The organism is Acidovorax sp. CF316 (genome assembly GCF_000276605.1).
Classification (GTDB): domain Bacteria; phylum Pseudomonadota; class Gammaproteobacteria; order Burkholderiales; family Burkholderiaceae_C; genus Acidovorax.
The window spans coordinates 1-18,382 of the sequence record NZ_AKJX01000193.1; the positions used below are offsets into that span (position 1 = coordinate 1).

An 18,382-nucleotide genomic window follows, 5' to 3' on the forward strand; every position below is an offset into this window, starting at 1 on the left:
CGTCAGCTGGGCGCTGGCCAGAAGGGGGAGAGCGGCCACAGCAGCCGTGAAGAGCACTTTGGGGGACAGCATTTTCATGAAACGATTCGCAAAACAGATGAGCGCGCAAGCGTAAAAAAGACGGCGTATAAAGTCCGTAAAAAATGCGGTCGTTTCCGTAAATGTTGCCCGGGCCACACAGCGACATGAGCCTTTGATTGCACGGCACGATCCCGGTGGCACCATGCCAGGCATTGGAACTGCGAGGTGCCCAGGTGCTGATCAATTGTGTGGTGTACGAGGATGGCACCAAGCTGGCAGACATCCCCGTGAGCGAGATCCGTGAGCACATTTCACTGCCCGGTTGCTTCGTGTGGGTGGCGCTTCAGGACGCGACCCCTGAAGAGCTCGATGAGTTGCAGCGGGAGTTCGGCTTGCATCCGCTGGCGGTGGAGGACGCGCGCCATGGGCACCAGCGGCCCAAGGTGGAGGAGTACGGCGCCTCCCTCTTTGTCGTTCTTCAGTTGCTCGAGTCCAGCGGCACTGCGGATGCGGTTTCCCGGCTGGGCGAGCTGAATGTGTTCGTGGGCAAGAACTACCTGGTGTCGGTGCGCAACCACAGCGAACGCGGCTTCCTGGAGGTGCGCGAACGCTGCGAACGCGAGCCCGGGCTGCTGCGCAACGGACCGGGCTTCGTGCTCTACGCCTTGATGGACGCCGTGGTGGACCGCTACTTCCCTGTCATCGACGCGTTCGAGGTCGAACTCGAAACTATCGAGCAGCAGATCTTCACCCAAGGTGCCGCGCGCGCCAGCATCAAGCGGCTGTATGGGCTCAAGCAGCGCCTCACCGTCCTGAAGCACGCCATCGCCCCTTTGCTCGAGGGTGCCGCGAAGCTCCATGGCGGGCGGGTGCCGCAGATCTGCCTGGGTTCGCAGGAGTATTTTCGGGACGTGGTCGATCACCTCGATCGCATCAATGCGTCCATCGATGCCATCCGCGACACGATCGCGACGGCCATCCAGGTCAACCTTTCCATGGTCACCATCGAGGATGGCGAGGTCGTCAAGCGCCTGGCCGCATGGGCCAGCCTTTTCGCCGTGTGCACGGCATTCGCCGGCATCTGGGGCATGAATTTCGAGCACATGCCAGAGCTCAAATGGCGCTACGGCTATGCGGCTGCGCTCACGCTCATCGCGGGTACATGTGGCTACCTCTACTACCGCTTTCGCAAGGCGGGTTGGTTGTAGGTGGCGCTCCTGCCCGGGGGCGGGTGAACCGATGGGCCTGTGCCGCTGAGTGCCCATCGGGTGGTTGGCGCACCGTTCTTCCCGGTGCGCCGAGGGTCGTTGCGACAGGCCTGAAGGCTCTTCGCGAGCCCCATCCGGCGGCCCGGTTTTTACGGCATTTTTACGCTCCACGGGGCAGTCTGTGCACACTTTTTACGGCGACATCTTGAGAATCAAACACACGTTTTGATGCAGGAGTTGTCGATGGACGTCGTATGGGTCGCCGCAGTAGCGGCATTGTGGATAGTCATGGCGGAAGCCGTGATCCTGCTGGGCAAGTTCGGCCCGGCCAAGGGGGAGCGGGCATGATCGGCGTAGAAGTTCTATATGGCTTTGGGGCACTTGTGGCCATCGCCTTGCTGGCCTACCTCGTGTTCGCGCTGATCTGCGCAGAGGAGTTCTGACATGGACGCCTTTGCATGGGGCCTCCTTGGGCTCTTTCTGGCTGTGCTGGGCCTCTTGGCATGGCCTCTTGGCAAGTTCCTTGCCGCGTTGTGCGACGGCAGGCTCCCGAGGTGGATGCACGCTGTCGAAAGGCCGCTGTACAAGTTGGCCGGTGTAGCGCCGGACCAGTCGATGCACTGGCGCGCCTATGCGCTGGCACTGCTTGCATTCAACGCCATTGGCGCGTTCGTGGTGTATGGCCTGCAGCGCTTTCAACACCTGCTGCCGCTCAACCCGCAGGGCATGGCGGCCGTGTCCGGCGATTCCTCGTTCAACACCGCCGTGAGCTTCGTGGCCAATACCAACTGGCAAGGCTACGCGGGCGAGTCCACCATGAGCTACCTCACGCAGATGCTCGGCCTGTCGGTGCAGAACTTCTTCTCGGCTGCCACCGGCATTGCCGTGGCGTTTGCATTGGCGCGTGGCTTTGCCGCGCGGCGCACGGATGGCCAGGGCTTCGTCGGCAATTTCTGGACCGACGTGACGCGCATCACGGCCTGGGTCCTGGTGCCGATCTCCTTTGTGATCGCTGTGGTCCTGGTCGGACAGGGTGTCATCCAGAACTTCGACGCCTACAAGGACGTTACGACGCTGGAGCCCACGGCCTACTCCATTCCCAAACTGGATGAAGCAGGCCAGCCAGTCAATGGCGCTGACGGCGTCCCGGTCATGGAGGACAAGACCACCACAATCCAGACACTCGCAATGGGACCCGTGGCCTCGCAGGAAGCCATCAAGATGCTGGGTACGAATGGCGGCGGGTTCTTCAACGCCAACTCAGCCCACCCCTACGAGAACCCGACGGCGCTGACCAACTTCGTGCAGATGCTGGCGATCTTTCTGATACCTGCTGCGCTGTGCTTTGCGTTTGGCCGCGTCGTTGGCGATCAACGCCAGGGTGTCGCGATCCTCGCTGCAATGACCATCATGTTTGTCGTTGCCGTCACCGCTGTCGTTTCTGCAGAGCAAGCTGGCAATCCTCAATGGACGTCTCTCGGAGTGAACCAGGCTGCCAGTCCCCTGCAATCGGGCGGCAACATGGAAGGCAAGGAAGTTCGATTCGGCATCACTGCATCGGCACTTTTTGCTGCGGTCACGACCGCTGCGTCTTGCGGCGCCGTGAACTCCATGCACGATTCATTCACTCCCCTGGGCGGAATGGTTCCGATGGTGCTGATGCAGTTGGGTGAAGTGGTGTTCGGCGGTGTAGGTACCGGCCTCTATGGGATGCTGGTGTTCGCCATCCTCGCGGTCTTCATGGCCGGCCTCATGATTGGCCGCACGCCAGAGTATTTGGGCAAGAAGATCGAAGTGCGTGAGATGAAGCTCACTTCGGTCGCCATCCTGGTGACGCCAATATTGGTGCTGGTCGGCACTGCCATCGCCGTCAGTGCGGGTGCAGGCAAGGCAGGCATTGCCAACCCCGGTGCCCACGGGTTCTCCGAAATCCTGTACGCGCTGACCTCGGCTGCCAACAACAACGGCAGCGCCTTCGCCGGCCTGTCTGCCAACACGCCGTTCTACAACGTGCTGCTGGCCTTGGCGATGTGGTTCGGTCGCTTTGGCGTGATCGTGCCGGTGCTGGCCATCGCCGGCTCGCTGGCGGCCAAGAAGCGCCTGCCCGCCACGGCGGGCACCATGCCCACCCATGGCCCGCTTTTCGTGGTGCTGCTGATCGGTACGGTGCTTCTCGTGGGTCTTCTCAACTATGTGCCTTCTCTGGCGTTGGGCCCGGTGATCGAGCATTTGATGCTCTGGGCCAAGTGAGGGTTTGCTGATGACTAATAAAAAACCTTCCATTTCGTTGCTGGATCCAGCGCTGATGAAAACAGCGCTGTGGGGTGCCCTGGCCAAGCTCAGTCCCATGGTGCAGTGGCGCAACCCGGTGATGTTCATCGTCTACATCGGCAGCATCTTCACGACGCTGCTGTGGGTGCATGCCCTCAACGCGCCGCAGGACGCGAGCATGCGCCCGGCGTTCGTGCTGGCGATCACGGTGTGGCTCTGGTTCACCGTGCTGTTCGCGAACTTCGCGGAAGCCCTGGCCGAAGGCCGCAGCAAGGCGCAAGCCGCATCGCTGCGCGGGCTGCGCAAGGAAACCTGGGCCAAGAAGCTCAAGGAGCCGGTCCATGGTTCCACCTTCCTGCCCGAGCAGGCCACCAACCTGCGCCGCGGCGACGTGGTGCTGGTGGAGACCGGTGACGTCATTCCCTTGGACGGCGAAGTGATCGAAGGCGTGGCCTCCGTCGACGAAAGCGCCATCACCGGCGAGTCGGCACCTGTGGTGCGCGAGTCGGGCGGCGACTTCTCCGCGGTCACGGGGGGCACCCGCGTGCTTTCCGACTGGCTGGTGGTGCGCATCTCGGTGAATCCGGGCGAGTCGTTCCTGGACCGGATGATCGGCATGGTGGAAGCCGCCAAGCGCCAGAAGACGCCCAACGAGGTGGCATTGACCATCCTGCTGGTGGCGTTGACGATCGTGTTCCTGGTCGTCACTGTCACCCTGCTGCCGTTCTCGCTGTTCAGCGTGCAGGCATCGCAGGCCGGAACGGTCGTTTCGCTGACCGCCCTGGTGGCCTTGCTGGTGTGCCTGATCCCCACCACGATTGGCGGCCTGCTGTCTGCCGTCGGTGTGGCCGGCATGAGCCGCATGATGCAGGCCAACGTGATCGCGACCTCCGGCCGCGCCGTGGAAGCGGCTGGTGACGTGGACGTGCTGCTGCTCGATAAGACCGGCACCATCACGCACGGCAACCGCCAGGCCAGCACCTTTCTGCCTGCGCCGGGGGTGACGCCGGCCCGCCTGGCACGCGCCGCCCTGCTGGCCTCCCTGGCCGATGAAACGCCCGAAGGGCGCAGCATCGTCGAGCTCGCCCGCCGCGCCAGCGTGGACGAAAAGAACCCGGAGGGCGTGGTGCTGGTGCCCTTCACGGCGCAGACGCGCATGAGCGGCGTGGACCTCCCGGCCGAAGGCGCTACGGGCCGATCTGCAACCATGCTGCGCAAGGGCGCCGTGCAGGCGATCGCTCGCCATGTCGAAAGCCTGGGCGGCACCATGCCGCGTGAAGTGAACACGGCCGCCGACCAGGTCGCCCAGCGCGGCAGCACGCCCCTGGTGGTCACCGAGGGCAACCAGGTGCTGGGCGTGGTCGAGCTCAAGGACGTCGTCAAGGCCGGCATCAAGGAACGCTTCATCGAGCTGCGCCGCATGGGCATCCGCACGGTGATGATCACCGGCGACAACAAGCTCACGGCCGCCTATATCGCCGCGGAAGCCGGCGTCGATGACTTCCTGGCCGAGGCCACCCCGGAGGACAAGCTCGCGCTCATCCGCAAGTACCAGTCCGAGGGGCGCCTGGTCGCCATGACCGGCGATGGCACCAACGATGCACCCGCGCTGGCCCAGGCCGACGTGGCGGTGGCGATGGGCAGCGGAACCCAGGCCGCCAAGGAAGCTGGCAACATGGTCGACCTGGACTCCAATCCGACCAAGCTGCTGGAGGTGGTCGAAACCGGCAAGGCGCTGTTGATGACCCGCGGATCCCTGACGACCTTTTCGATTGCGAACGATGTGGCGAAATACTTCGCCATCATTCCCGCGATCTTCGTGTCGACCTACCCGCAGCTGTCGGCCCTCAACGTGATGCAACTGGCAAGCCCGTCGTCTGCCATCCTGTCGGCGGTGATCTTCAATGCGCTGGTGATCGTGTTCCTGATCCCCCTGGCATTGCGGGGGGTGCGCTATCGCCCGGTAGGCGCTGCCGCGCTGCTGCGCCGCAACCTGGCGATCTATGGATTGGGGGGGCTGCTGGTACCCTTCGTCGGCATCAAGCTGATCGATTTGATGCTCGTGGCCGTTGGCCTGATTTGAGGAGCTTGTGATGAAAGACATTCTTCGCCCCGCCATCGTGGTGTTTGCCGCCCTGAGCGTGCTCACCGGATTGCTGTATCCCCTGGCCGTCACGGGTGCCGCCAAGGCAGTGTTCCCCCATGAGGCGGCGGGCAGCCTGGTGCAACGCAATGGCCAGACGGTCGGATCGTCGCTGATCGGCCAGAACTTCTCCGATCCCGGCCATTTCTGGGGCCGGCCATCGGCCACGGCGACCATGCCCTACAACGCAGCCGCCTCGGGTGGGTCCAACCAGGGTCCGCTCAACCCAGCGCTGAGCGACGCCATCAAGGCGCGCGTGGAGGCATTGCGCGCGGCCGACCCTGGCAACACGGCGGTGGTGCCGGTGGACCTGGTCACCACGTCCGCCAGTGGCCTGGACCCCCACATCAGCCCGGCGGCAGCGCAATACCAGGTGGCACGCATCGCACGCGTGCGCAATCTGCCGGCCGCGAGCGTGAACGCGCTTGTCGACAAACACACGGAGCGCCCGCTCTTCGGTGTTCTCGGTGAAGCGAGGGTGAACGTACTGGCGTTGAATCTTTCCTTGGACAATGTGCGATAGCGCAATGCCCTGCTGCTGCGCTACGTCGGTAGCCATGTGCTTTGCTTTGGAGCGGGGCTTGCATGGCTGACGCACAGCGGCCGGATCCCGATGCGTTGATTGCGCAGCTGCGCGCTCAGGAAGAACAGACCAGCCGCGGCAAGCTGCGCATCTACTTTGGCGCCAATGCCGGCGTAGGGAAGACCTGGGCCATGCTGAGCGCGGCCCAGCGTGAGCGCAGCGCCGGCCGCGACATCCTGATCGGTGTGGTGGAAACGCATGGTCGGGCCGAAACGGCAGCGCTGTTGGATGGGCTGCAGGCATTGCCTCTCAGGGAGGTGGAGTACCGTGGCCGGCTCCTTCCTGAATTTGACCTGGACGCGGCCCTTGCACGCAAGCCGGCCATTCTCCTGGTGGATGAGCTCGCTCACTCCAACGTGCAAGGCTCCCGCCATGCCAAGCGCTGGCAGGATGTCCAGGAACTGCTCGCCGCGGGCATCGACGTGTGGACCGCTCTCAATGTCCAGCACCTGGAAAGCCTCAATGGGACTGTGGGTGCGATCACCGGAATCCGGGTGCATGAAACGGTGCCCGATACGGTGCTGGACGACGCGGACGAGGTGGTGCTGGTCGATGCAACCCCGGATGAGCTGATCGCCCGGCTGAGTGCCGGCAAGGTCTACGTGCCCCAGCAGGCGGATCGTGCCGCGAGGAGCTTCTTTCGCAAGGGCAACCTGATCGCTCTGCGAGAAATCGCCTTGCGCCGCACGGCCGAGCACGTGGAAGATGACGTGCTGGGTTGGCGCATCGAGCAGTCCGGCGGTGCCGGGGGCGGTGTGGCTGGAGCCTGGAACACATCGGGCAGCATCCTGGCCTGTGTGGGGCCCCACGAAGATGCGGCCCAGACGGTACGGACGGCCGCACGCCTGGCCGGCCAGCTCAATGTGAAGTGGCACGCAGCCTATGTGGAGACACCTCGGCTGCAGCGATTGGCGGCGAAGCGGCGAGACAAGATTCTGGCGGTGCTGCAATTGGCGCAGGAGCTTGGGGCCGAGACGGCCGTGCTCACCGGTGACCGGGTGGCTCCGGTGTTGGCTTCCCAGGCGCTCCATCTGAACTGTGCGACGGTCGTTCTGGGGCGGCCGGCGAATCCGGAAAGCTGGAGGAAGTGGCTTCCCACCAAGCCCGTGGGAAGAGAACTTGCCGCATTGGCGCCTTCGCTGGACATCTTGGAGACCGCGCACGCGGGCAGTTCGAGGCGCTTGTCAGAGGCGCTGCGCAGTTCCAGATCGGGCGTGGATGCGTTGGAGACGGACGAAGTCAACCACGCGCGCTGGCCAGGATTCCTGTGGGCGCTGGGGGCCAGCATCGCGGTTACCTTGCTCGCGACTCCGTTGCACGGGGTGCTGGAGCTGACCAACATCGTCATGCTTTACCTTCTGGCCGTTGTCGGCGTGGCCATGCGCTTTGGCAGAGGGCCTGCGGCAATGGCAGCACTGCTCAATGTGCTGGCATTCGATTTCTTCTTCGTCTCGCCCCGACTGTCCTTTGCAGTGAGCGATGTGCAGTACATCGTTACCTTCGCCGTCATGCTGGGAGTCGGCCTGCTGGTGGGTCAGCTCACGGCAGGCCTCCGGTTCGCGGCGGGAGTGTCGAACAGCCGGGAGCGGCGTGCCCAATCCTTGTTCGAGCTCACCCGGGAGCTGTCTGCAGCCCTTGAGACAAGCCAGGTCATCGACATTGGTGCCTCGGCGGTGCAAGAGCATTTTGGCGGCCGAGCGGTGGTGGTGGCAATGGATGAGGCGGACAACCTCCACTACCCTGACGATCTTCCAGCGGGCTTTGACAAGAGCGTGGCCGACTGGACTCTGCGCCAAGGCCAGAGTGCCGGGCTGGCGACGAGTACCCTTGCAGCGCAGTCCTGGCGCTATGTGCCATTGAAAGCACCCATGCGTGTCCGTGGCGTGCTGGCATTGGAGCCTGCGCATCCGCGGTGGCTGCTCATTCCGGAACAGGCTCAGCAGCTCGAGACACAGGCCCGGCAGATCGCTATTGCGCTCGAACGCGTGCACTACGTCGATATTGCGCAGAAGGCGGTGCTGGACGTCGAGTCAGAGCGGCTGCGCAATGCGCTGCTGGGTGCCGTGTCCCATGATGTGCGCACGCCGCTCACAGCGCTCATCACTCTGGCCGAATCGCTCAGGTCGGCGCCGCCGCACGAGCGGGAGTCGGTGGCGCAAGCCATCGTGCACCAGGCGCACCAACTCAACGCGCTCGTCAGCAACCTGCTGGACATGGCCCGGTTGGAAAGCGATGTATCGGGCCAGAGCGTCAGCTTGCGCCGCGACTGGCAATCGGTGGAGGAGGTCGTCGGCGCGTCCATCCGGGCAGCCCAGGCCGCGCTGGGCGGCACGACCGTGCGCACAGACATCCCGGCAGATTTGCCCTTGGTGGAGTTCGACGCTGTGCTCATCGAACGCGTGCTCGTCAACCTTCTGGAAAACGCCGCCAAGTACGGGGCACCACCCATTGTCGTGAAAGCCTCCACGACCGAAAGCAGCCTGGTGCTGGAGGTGACGGACCATGGGGCTGGGCTGCCTCTTTCGGTCCGAGGAAAAGAGCACACGTTGTTTGAGAAGTTCACGCGCGGGCAGGCGGAGAGCGCAACGCCAGGTGTGGGGCTGGGCCTGGCCATCTGCAAAGCCGTGGTGCACGCCCATGGCGGAACGATCTCGGCAGCAAGCGCGTCTGGAGGTGGCGCGCAGTTCATGATCACCATTCCACGGCGCGAACCCCCGCCCGAACCCGATTTTGAAGACATGGAGCGGGGCCCTGCGGCCCCTTGATGCAATGCAAATACGTACCGTTTTGGTGGTGGAAGACGAGCCTCAGATCCGGCGCTTCGTACGCAGCGCGCTGGAGGCGGAAGGCTGGCAGGTGAACGAGGCCGCAACGCTGCGCGAGGGCCTGTCCGCCGCAGGAACCCGCCAGCCGGATCTGCTGGTGCTCGATCTGGGCCTGCCGGATGGAGATGGCATCGACCTTATCCGTGACGTGCGCGGCTGGTCTGCTGTGCCGATCATCGTCCTGTCCGCGCGCACCGATGAGGCTGACAAGATCAACGCGCTGGATGCGGGAGCCGATGACTACCTCACCAAGCCCTTCGGGACGGGAGAGCTGCTTGCGCGGGTGCGTGCGAACCTGCGCCGCCCACGTGTGGCCACAGGCAATGGGTTGGCAGCCGACGGGGTGGAGCCGGCGTTTCAATTCGGCGACGTGGAGGTGGACCGCACTGCGCGCGTGGTGCGCAAGGCCGGGGTGGAGGTCCATCTGACGCCTACCGAGTACCGCATGCTGTCGGTTCTCGTCACCAATGCAGGACGCGTCATCACCCAGAAGCAATTGCTTCGCGAGGTGTGGGGTCCCATGCGATCAGACCAGAGCCACTACTTGCGTATCTACATGGGACACCTGCGACAAAAGCTCGAGGCGGATCCGGCACAGCCTCGCCATTTGCTGACCGAATCGGGTGTGGGCTACCGGTTGTCGGTGTGACGAAACCGATTTGGGGCGATTGGGTGCACACGTTTTCCAGGGCCAGCTGAGCGCCGGTACAGATAAATTGACGGTGATTTGACGGTAAGGCCCTCCGTTTTTACGAAGGATTTACACCAAACTTCCTAGACTGGGTGCATGTTCAACACCTGCCAGCCGAGCCACACACGCGGGGCTCATGCTGGCCATAGACATGCTGCAGAAATGCCCGAGCACCAGCCTGCACCGGATACCGGCGCTCCCTTTTACCGAGCCGGGCACCGATCCCAATCCATTGGTGGAGCTACCGCTCCTCACGCCATGCGCCAATGCGCAAAGCTTGCGAACCACGCTGCATGCCGTGCTGGGGTCGCAGCTGCGCGGCTATGGCCTGGCCCTGGATCCTGTTCGCCAACTGGCGACGGTCACCCTGCATGTCCATCTGGGAGACGTCGAGCAGACGATGCGCTGCCTGATGGCCGCATTGCCCACCGCCCAGTTTGGACGCATTGCCAAGATCGCCATGGACGAGGTGCGTCGGTGCCATTGAAACCCTGCTGTCGGGTCAGCAAGCCGGCCATTGGGGCCGGCCCCCTTGCCTGCCTGCAGGGCGGCGTTGGGGTGCTGTGCCATGGATGACTGGCTGCATGTGCTGCTCGCTCTTCTGGTGCTGGTGGCGCCGATTGCAACGGGATGGCTGGCTTTGAAGCTGTCCGATCGCAGGGAGCGAAAGTCCCGCCGGAGCTTGCGATGAAGCGAGCGATCCAGGGCCAGGAGGTCGAATTGGCCAGCGTTGAAGACCTGGAAAAACTGGACGGACTTGAGCGTTCGGCGTTCGAGAGCGATCGGATTTCCCGGCGCAGTTGGCAGCGAATGCTGGCCAGTCCTTCGGCCCGTGTCCTGGTCAGCAGGTCCAAGGATGCGCTGGAGGGTGCCTGCGTGGTGTTGCGCCGCAAAGGCTCGTCGGTGGCGCGTCTGTACTCCATTGCGGTGGCGCCGGCGGCGCGGGGTTCGGGGATCGCCGCGAAGCTGCTGGGCGCAGCGCTGAGCGATGCACGGCGCTCGGGGTGCGCGGTACTGCGGCTTGAAAGCCGTCTGGACAACGCGGCTGCACACCGCCTCTTCGAACGCCATGGGTTCTCGCAATCGGGGCGCAAGGCGGCGTACTACGAGGATGGCGAGGACGCCCTGTGCTTTCAGCGGGACCTGTTCGACGGAGCGCTGATGCAAGGTGGTGTCGCGCACCGGGTGCGCCACTATGCCCAGACGCTCGATTTCACCTGCGGACCTTGCGCGCTGCTGATGGCCATGTCGGCGATGGACCCTTCCACCCCCGTGAACCAGGCCGCAGAGATCCGCTTGTGGAGAGAGGCCACCACGGTCTTCATGGCGGCCGGCCATGGCGGCTCTGGGCCGTTCGGGCTGGCGCGCTCCGCACTGAAGCGCGGCTTTGGCGTGTCGGTGTATGCGGCCGCTGGCGCATCCCTGTTCATGGACAGCGTGCGTGACCAGCACAAGAAGGACGTCATCCAGCTGGTGGAGAACGACTTCCGATCCGAGCTGGTGGAACATCAAGTTCCCATCTACGCGCGGCCTGTGTCTCCCGAAAGCCTGATCGATCATCTGCGCGCGGGGCGCCTGCCCATCGTGCTCATCAGCCTGTGGCGGCTCCACCGCGAGAAAACGCCCCATTGGGTGGTGATTGTCGGCTTCGATGGAGCAGTGTTTCGCGTCCTCGACCCCATGGCCCGCTCCAGCGATCCCGATGGAGGCATGTCCATCAGCCTGGGTGAATTCAAGAAGATCGCCAGATACGGGCGCCGAAGGCGCACGGCGGCGGTCGTCATCTCTGGAAAGAAATAAATTGTCCTCAGAACACGTCATCGTTGTAGAAAAGCTCGCCGACTTCCGATGGGATGACTCGGAACTCAAGGTCATCACCGCAGACCAGTTCGTGGCAGAGGAGCCAGGGGCTCGCGGGCAACTGCGCAAGGTCACCAACCTGTGCCGGACCTACGGGTACCTGAGCATGGGGTACTACTGCTCCCTGCTCGCGGAGGCCCGGGGCGACCGCGTGACCCCGAGCGTGGACACCATCCTCAGCCTGCAGCGCAAGCGCATGCAACCGGCCGCCCTGGCCCAGCTCAACCGGCTGATCGGCCCGCTCAGGGAAATACCCAGGTCGGTGAACACCTTGACGCTGCACGTGTTCTTCGGCGTCATCGAGGACCCGGCCCTGGCAGCACTGGCGCGCAAGAGTTTCGAGCTGTTTCGCTGCCCGTTGATGCAGATCACGCTGGAGCGGCAAGAGCAGTCCCTGAGTTGGCAGATTGGCGACATGCAGGCGCTGGACCTGCGCGATGTGGATGCGGCGCGCGATGAGGTCTTCGTGCAGGCGCTGCGCCAGTACACACGCCGCAGCTGGCGCCCCATGATCGCCATGCCCTTGCCGAGGATGGACCTGGCCGTCTTGCACGACCCCTCCGATCCGCTGCCGCCGTCCAACCTCAAGACGCTCAGGAAGCTGGTCGACGTGGGACAGGACATGGGCATCGCAGTCGAGCTCATCGAGAAGAAGGATTTCTCGCGCCTGACCCAGTTCGACGCGCTCTTCATCCGCGAGACCACGGCGGTCACGCACCACACCTTCCAGTTCGCCAAGAAGGCCGTGGCCGAAGGCATGCCGGTCATTGATGACCCGGTGTCCATCCTGCGTTGCACCAACAAGGCCTTTCTGGCCGAAATCCTGCGCGAGAACTCCATCGCGACGCCCATGACCCACATGGCCAGCCGGCGCACCATTGGCGACATGCACAACCGGCTGACCTACCCGCTGGTCGTGAAGGTGCCAGACGGAGCGTTCAGCCGAAGCGTCAAGAAGGCGGACAGCTTTGAGCACCTTCAGGACATCGCAAAGGACATGCTCAAGGAGTCCGAAATCATCCTGCTGCAGGAGTTCATGTACACGGACTTCGACTGGCGCATCGGCGTGCTCGCGGGGCAGCCGGTCTTTGCGGCAAAGTACTTCATGTGCGATGGCCACTGGCAGATACTGCAGCACGCCGACAATGGAAAGTACACCGAGGGTCGGGTACAGGCGGTGCCCCTGGATGAGGTACCGCCAGAGGTGCTGCATGCCGCTGTCAGCTCGACGCGTCTGGTGGGCAACAGCTTTTACGGCGTGGATCTGAAATCCACCGCCTCTGGCGTCTTTGTCATCGAGATCAACGACAATCCCAACCTCGATGTCGGTGTAGAAGACGCGGCCTTGGGCGATGCGCTTTACGTGATGCTGCTTTCGCACTTTTTGAAGCAGGTAGAGCTTCGATTCAACTCAAGTACCGCACGGCCGATCAAGCAAGGCGCTCCCTTTCTCGCACTGGCCGTCGGGTAGCAGCGGGATGCAGTTGCCGCAAGCGGGCCGGTCGACAGGGCATTTCAACGCTGACAAGGTCGTGGTCGTTTCCGGGCCCCACCCTGTGCCATAGGTTCGCCATCGCAGCAAGCAAGGGTTCCTGGGCGTGCGAGATCGCAGCGAGCGAGCGCCTGATTCGCTCCGCAACGGCTCGGACCCTGTCCTTGGTGCGCCGACGGAGGCTGTGTTTGCTCCTTGCTTTCCTGTCGTCGCTGCAGTCCACGCAGCGTTGGAGAAGATCGGGCATCAGATTTGCACGCGCGTTCCCAGTTCCACCACTCCATTGTGTGGAAGCCTCAGGAAATCCCCGATGCTGCCGGCATTGCGTGCCATGGTTGCGAACAGCGCCTCGCGCCAGTGCGCCATTCCTGCTCCCCGGGTCGGGATCACGATCTCTCGGCTCAGGAAATAGGACAGCTGGAATTCGTCGATCAGCAGGCCTTCCTTCGCGCAGAGGCGAAGTGCGCGCGGCACGTCGGGCTCATCCTTGAAACCGAAATTCACCTGGACTTTCCAGAATCCGTCGACCAGCGGTTCCACATGCAGCCGTTCTTCCTGCGGCACCCAAGGTACCTCCTGGAACCGCACGGTGAGAATAAGGTTCTGCTCATGCAGCACTTGGTAGTGCTTGAGGTTATGCATCAACGCCTGGGGGACGGTATCGGGGTTGGCGACGGCATACACCGCGGTCCTGGGCGTGCGGCGCACGTTCTCGTCGACTGCCAGCGTGGTGATGAATGGCAGCAGCTCCGGATCGTCACGCTGGATGTGCTCCATCAGCAATTCCCGGCCACGCCGCCAGGTCGCCATGACCACGAAGATCACGCCGCCCAACACAATCGGGAACCAGCCTCCCTGCCAGAACTTCAGCGCACACGAAACCACCAGTACGGCATCAATCAGCAAGAAGGCACCTGTCGCGGCCAAAGCCAGTGGCAACGGATATCCCCATGCATGCCGGACTACGAAGAAGGTCAGCAAGGTGGTGATGAGCATCGTGACCGTCACAGCGATGCCATATGCGGAGGCCAGTGCCGAAGAGCTTCCGAAGCCCACCATGGCCAGCAGCACCGCCACCATCACCGCCCAGTTCACAAACGGAACGTAGATCTGCCCCACCTCGTTCTCAGAAGTGTGGAAGATTCGCATGCGGGGCAGCAGCCCGAGTTGGATGGCCTGCTTCGTCAGCGAGTAGGCGCCGGAGATCGTGGCTTGGGATGCAATCACCGAAGCCAGGGTTGCCAGCACGACGGCGGGTATCAGCCAGGAAGTCGGAAAGAGGTTGAAGAACGGGTTTCCGAGTGAGGAGGGATCGCTCATGAGAAGCGCCCCCTGTCCCATGTAGTTGAGCGCCAGCGCGGGCAAAACGAAGGTGTTCCAGGCCAGGCGAATCGGCTTTTTGCCGAAATGCCCCATGTCTGCGTACAGAGCCTCGGCTCCCGTCAGTGCCAGAACGATCGCCCCCATGACGACGAACAGGTGCCATCCACGGGCCTGCATGAACTCCAAGGCACGCAGCGGGTTGACCGCCGCCAGGATCGCCGGATTCTGGATGATTTGCACCAGGCCCGTGATGGCGAGGACAGAGAACCAGAGGACGACGACCGGACCAAACAGCTTGCCTACGATGGCCGTACCATAGCGTTGCCCGAGGAACAGGCCTACGATCACGGCGGTCGAGATGGGCAGTACGTAGGGTTTGAGTGCAGGCGTGATGGTTTCCAGCCCTTCCACAGCGCTCAACACCGATATCGCCGGCGTGATCACGGCGTCTCCGTAGAAAAGGGCCGCGCCCAGGACGCCCACCAGCAAAAGAATGGTGTGGCGCCGAGGGGTGCTGCCAGCTGCCTTCGCAGCGAGCGCGGTCAGTGCCATGATTCCGCCTTCCCCCCGGTTGTTGGCGCGAAGGATCAGGACGACGTACTTGAGTGTCACTACGACCATCAGCGCCCACAGGATCGTCGAGACAGCGCCAACGATGTTCGCTGCGTCAAGCGCGAGCGAGTGGGCCGAATTGAAGACCTCCTTCATGGTGTACAGGGGGCTTGTGCCGATGTCTCCGTAGACGACTCCCAGTGCACTGAGGGTAAGAACTCCCAAGCCTTGCCGCGGTGGTTGCATTCTGGACCTTCTTTTGAGTGAAGCTGGCCAGGCGGCCTTTGCGGGGTATGGGGGGACTTGGCCAGCATGGTGGTGCGGCGATGCGCTTTCAATGCCCTTCCTTGCAGACATCCTGGCCCCGGTTCAACGGCGCCCTGCCATATTGCCACGGGTTGAACGCGGCATGGTGGTGGCTTGCCAACGGACGGCGCGACATCAAGCCGCATCGGTTGCAAGACGATCTGCCATCCCATGGGCAAGGCACACCTGGGCAGAGTTCGTGGCCTTCCTCCATGGCATCGTGGCCAACCCGCCGCCCGGCCGTTGCGGCCCACCGGCAACCTGGCGGGCGCTCAGGCGGCTGCGGCGGGCCTTGCTGCCCAGGTGTCCTTCTTGCCGCGCATGCCCACGGGCAGCGCCAGCCCCACCCGGTGGCGCGACAGGGGGCCGGCAGGTTCCAGGTGGGCGAGCATCAGCGTGGCGGCGTCGGCATACGGGACGATCATCTCCGGCACCTTGGATGCGAAAACCAGCAGGAGCAGGGGGGCCGGCAGCGCGCTGGCAAAACCCGCAATGCGCACCGGCAGCTGCTCCGTGGACAGCCGCATCCGTGCCAGGCCGAGCGCGGCCTGCTCGACCATGGGGCCGGGGCACAGCATGCGCCAGTCCAGCGGCGATGCGCAGATGCGCTCGTAGTTCTTGCCGTGCGGCCAGTAGGTGTCGCGCACCTTGGGCAGGGCCACGCCCTTGCGGCCGGTCTGGCCGATGTCCAGCGCCGCGGCACCGCCCAGGAACCAGCAGACGGGTCGCTCCACGGCGGGCAGCGACTCGACGCCTTCGACGATGCGCTCCACCAGGTCCACGAAGACCTGGCCCTCGGTGACCATGCCCGCGCAGTTGATGAGCGCGTCGTGGCCGCGGACGATGCTTGCCAGGTCTCCCGCGGCGATCTGGCCGAGGTCGGCCTGGTGCACGGTGACCAGCGATCGGGTCTCCGCAGGCATTTTGGAGGGATTGCGGACCAGCACGGAGACCTGGTGGCCGGCAGTGACGGCCTGTTCGAGCACGTGGCGGCCGAGGGAGCCGGTGGCGCCGAGGATGAGGATGCGTTTCATGGGGTCTGGATGGGTTGGTGTGGAGGGCTTCGAGAGCCTGGCCGCGATCATTCCATGCAGTCCCTTGGAAGTCACCGCCCCTCTCGGTGATGCGGTGGCGGGGTGGTGAATTTGTTCACGGCTTGGGTTGCATTTGTTGCCTTGCTTGCTGGTGCTTTTGGGGGGGCTTGGCGGGGTTTGTGATGGATTTCACGGAACGTTTTTTGTGGTGGGTGGGTGCCTGATCACGCTGCGCGGCCAGCGGCCCACGCCCAGCACCGAGCAACTGATCGGTTGCATCCGCCAGGTGGCGGGCGGCATGCGCAGGGCGCCACGCGCCAAGCCTGGCGCCTCAGTTCCAGGTCCGCGCCAACGCCGCGGCCGCTGCCTGCAGGCGCGGCAGCTTGTCCAGCGCCTGCGCCAGCGACATGCGTGCCACGGGGGCCTGCAGTGCCACGGCGCAGCGGATGCTCTTGCCGTCGGCACCGCGCACCGGCACAGCCACGCAGACCAGGCCTTCGACGAACTCTTCGGCATCCACCGCATAGTCGTCCTTGCGGATGCGCCTGAACTCCGCATCGAGTGCGGCGCGCGTGGTCAGCGTGGTGGCGGTGTGGCGCGTGAGGGCCAGGCCTTCGAGCAGCCGGTTGCGCTGGCCCGCAGCCATGTGCGCGAGCAGCAGCTTGCCACTGGCAGAGCAGTGCACCGGCACGCGCGTGCCGGGCCGCAGCTGCATCTGCAGCGGAAAGGCCGACTCGATGCGGTCCAGGTACACCACCTCGACACCCGACAGGGCGGTGAAGTTGCAGCTCTCGCCCACCTCGGCCACCAGTTGGCGCAGCACGGCATGGCGCACGCCCTGTTGCGTGCTGCCGGCCAGCGTGGCCTCGGCCAGGCGCAGCAGGCGCGGTGCGGGCGCATAGCGCCGGCCGTCGGGCTCGCGCGCCAGCAGCCCGCCGGATTCCAGCTGCACCAGCAGCCGGTGCACGCTGGGCTTGGGCCAGCCGCTGGCGGCCACGGCCTCGGCCAGCGTGAGCGGGCGCGCCTCGCGCACCAGCACCTCGAGCAGGTCGAACAGGCGCAGGCCGGGCGATGTGGTGGCGGTGTTTTCTGTCATGAATCTCTGATTCCGAGACGTAATAAGAAAATATTCCGGGATTTATAAGGCCTGCCCTACAGTGGGCGCAACCCCTCTCCCGGACATACCCCCGCCCATGGCCCTATCTCCCGCACCCTTTCGCAATGCCGTCGTGACCGGTGCCTGTGGCGGCCTGGGCCAGGCCCTGGTGCGCGAGCTGCTGGCCCAGGGGGCGCAGGTGGCCTTGGTGGGATTGCGGCGCGACGTGCTGGACGCCCTGGCCGCCACGGCGCCCGGGCGCTGTGCGGTGTACACGCCCGACGTGGCCGATGCGGCCGCCATGGCGCAGGTGGCGGCCGACTGGATGGCGCGTGCCGGCCTGCCCGACCTGGTGGTCGCCAACGCCGGTGTGGCCGGCGGCTTCGACACCGGCGAGGCCGGTGACCTGGCCGTGATGCGCCGCATGCTGGAGATCAACCTGCTGGGGCCCGCCACCACCTTCCAGCCCTTCGTGCAGGCGCTGCGTGTGCACGCCGTGCAGGGGCCACGCTGCGCCCTGGTGGGCGTGGCCAGCATCGCGGGCTGGCGCGGCATGCCCGGCAATGGCGCCTACTGCGCCAGCAAGGGCGGGCTGATCCGCTACCTCGAAAGCCTGCGTGCCGAGTGCCGGGGCTCGCGCCTGTCCGTGCACACCGTGAGCCCGGGCTACCTGCGCACCGCACTCACCGCCGGCAACCGCTTCGCCATGCCCGGCCTGATGGAGCCCGATGCCGCCGCGCGTGCCCTGCTGGCCGGCGTGGCGCGCGGGCGCGAGCACATCGTGCTGCCTCGGCATATCGGCTGGCTCTCGCGCCTGCTGGCCTGCCTGCCCGCCGCCACCTATGACCGCCTGCTGCGCGGCCAGCCGCGCAAGCCGCGCGTGGGCGAGGCGGGTGCCTCCGCCATCCCGGGCCTGCCGGGTGCCGCCGATGGCACAGCGCCCGCCAAGCCCCGTTGAATTTCCACTTCCAGGCCCA

At 64.6% G+C, this 18,382-nt stretch carries 16 protein-coding genes; 13 read left to right on the plus strand and 3 right to left on the minus strand.

Annotated features, from left to right (window positions below; translation table 11 throughout):
- The 12 genes from PMI14_RS35630 to PMI14_RS23550 form a co-directional block, all read left to right on the plus strand.
- A partial coding sequence (locus tag PMI14_RS35630) for a hypothetical protein (protein WP_238541891.1) occupies positions 1-189 on the plus strand: 189 nt, incomplete at its 5' end.
- Between the two features lie 65 nt (positions 190-254).
- Positions 255-1,229, plus strand: coding sequence for a magnesium and cobalt transport protein CorA (locus tag PMI14_RS23505; RefSeq protein WP_007858019.1), 975 nt, complete (start codon positions 255-257; stop codon positions 1,227-1,229).
- Positions 1,230-1,573: 344 nt separating this feature from the next.
- Complete coding sequence (gene kdpF / locus PMI14_RS23510; protein WP_007858021.1) at positions 1,574-1,672, plus strand: K(+)-transporting ATPase subunit F; 99 nt, start codon at positions 1,574-1,576, stop codon at positions 1,670-1,672.
- A 1-nt stretch (position 1,673) separates the two neighbouring features.
- Complete coding sequence (gene kdpA / locus PMI14_RS23515) at positions 1,674-3,479, plus strand: potassium-transporting ATPase subunit KdpA (RefSeq protein WP_007858022.1); 1,806 nt, start codon at positions 1,674-1,676, stop codon at positions 3,477-3,479.
- A 10-nt stretch (positions 3,480-3,489) separates the two neighbouring features.
- Positions 3,490-5,583, plus strand: coding sequence for a potassium-transporting ATPase subunit KdpB (kdpB, locus tag PMI14_RS23520; protein ID WP_052024473.1), 2,094 nt, complete (start codon positions 3,490-3,492; stop codon positions 5,581-5,583).
- A 10-nt stretch (positions 5,584-5,593) separates the two neighbouring features.
- Positions 5,594-6,166, plus strand: a complete 573-nt coding sequence (gene kdpC, locus PMI14_RS23525; protein WP_007858024.1) for a potassium-transporting ATPase subunit KdpC — start codon at positions 5,594-5,596, stop codon at positions 6,164-6,166.
- 62 nt (positions 6,167-6,228) lie between these two features.
- On the plus strand, positions 6,229-8,991 hold the full coding sequence (locus PMI14_RS23530) for a DUF4118 domain-containing protein (protein WP_007858025.1): 2,763 nt from the start codon (positions 6,229-6,231) through the stop codon (positions 8,989-8,991).
- Positions 8,992-8,995: 4 nt separating this feature from the next.
- Positions 8,996-9,700: a two-component system response regulator KdpE gene (gene kdpE, locus PMI14_RS23535; RefSeq protein ID WP_007858026.1), complete on the plus strand. Its 705-nt coding sequence runs from the start codon at positions 8,996-8,998 to the stop codon at positions 9,698-9,700.
- Between the two features lie 178 nt (positions 9,701-9,878).
- Entirely contained in the window at positions 9,879-10,229 is a 351-nt protein-coding gene (locus PMI14_RS23540) for a hypothetical protein (RefSeq protein WP_007858027.1), read from the plus strand.
- An 81-nt stretch (positions 10,230-10,310) separates the two neighbouring features.
- Positions 10,311-10,433 (plus strand): hypothetical protein, encoded by a 123-nt coding sequence (locus tag PMI14_RS35815; protein ID WP_255344587.1) that lies wholly within the window; start codon positions 10,311-10,313, stop codon positions 10,431-10,433.
- A complete protein-coding gene (locus tag PMI14_RS23545) occupies positions 10,430-11,542 on the plus strand; it encodes a GNAT family N-acetyltransferase/peptidase C39 family protein (RefSeq protein WP_007858028.1) in 1,113 nt (370 codons plus the stop codon). The genes PMI14_RS35815 and PMI14_RS23545 overlap by 4 nt, the downstream gene beginning before the upstream one ends.
- Before the next feature lies 1 nt (position 11,543).
- Positions 11,544-13,073 (plus strand): RimK family protein, encoded by a 1,530-nt coding sequence (locus PMI14_RS23550; RefSeq protein ID WP_007858029.1) that lies wholly within the window; start codon positions 11,544-11,546, stop codon positions 13,071-13,073.
- Positions 13,074-13,340: 267 nt separating this feature from the next.
- Here the strand turns inward: PMI14_RS23550 and PMI14_RS23555 are convergent, their stop codons facing one another.
- The 3 genes from PMI14_RS23555 to PMI14_RS23565 form a co-directional block, all read right to left on the minus strand.
- Entirely contained in the window at positions 13,341-15,215 is a 1,875-nt protein-coding gene (locus PMI14_RS23555) for a potassium transporter Kup (RefSeq protein WP_007858030.1), read from the minus strand.
- Between the two features lie 332 nt (positions 15,216-15,547).
- On the minus strand, positions 15,548-16,309 hold the full coding sequence (locus tag PMI14_RS23560) for an NAD(P)-dependent oxidoreductase (RefSeq protein WP_007858032.1): 762 nt from the start codon (positions 16,307-16,309) through the stop codon (positions 15,548-15,550).
- Positions 16,310-16,640: 331 nt separating this feature from the next.
- The gene (locus PMI14_RS23565) at positions 16,641-17,405 is read right to left on the minus strand and encodes an IclR family transcriptional regulator (RefSeq protein ID WP_007858034.1); all 765 of its coding nucleotides are present in this window, start codon (positions 17,403-17,405) and stop codon (positions 16,641-16,643) included.
- Positions 17,406-17,502: 97 nt separating this feature from the next.
- Here PMI14_RS23565 and PMI14_RS23570 point away from each other — a divergent pair, with 97 nt between their 5' ends.
- The gene (locus PMI14_RS23570; RefSeq protein ID WP_007858035.1) at positions 17,503-18,363 is read left to right on the plus strand and encodes an SDR family oxidoreductase; all 861 of its coding nucleotides are present in this window, start codon (positions 17,503-17,505) and stop codon (positions 18,361-18,363) included.
- Positions 18,364-18,382: the final 19 nt, after the last annotated feature.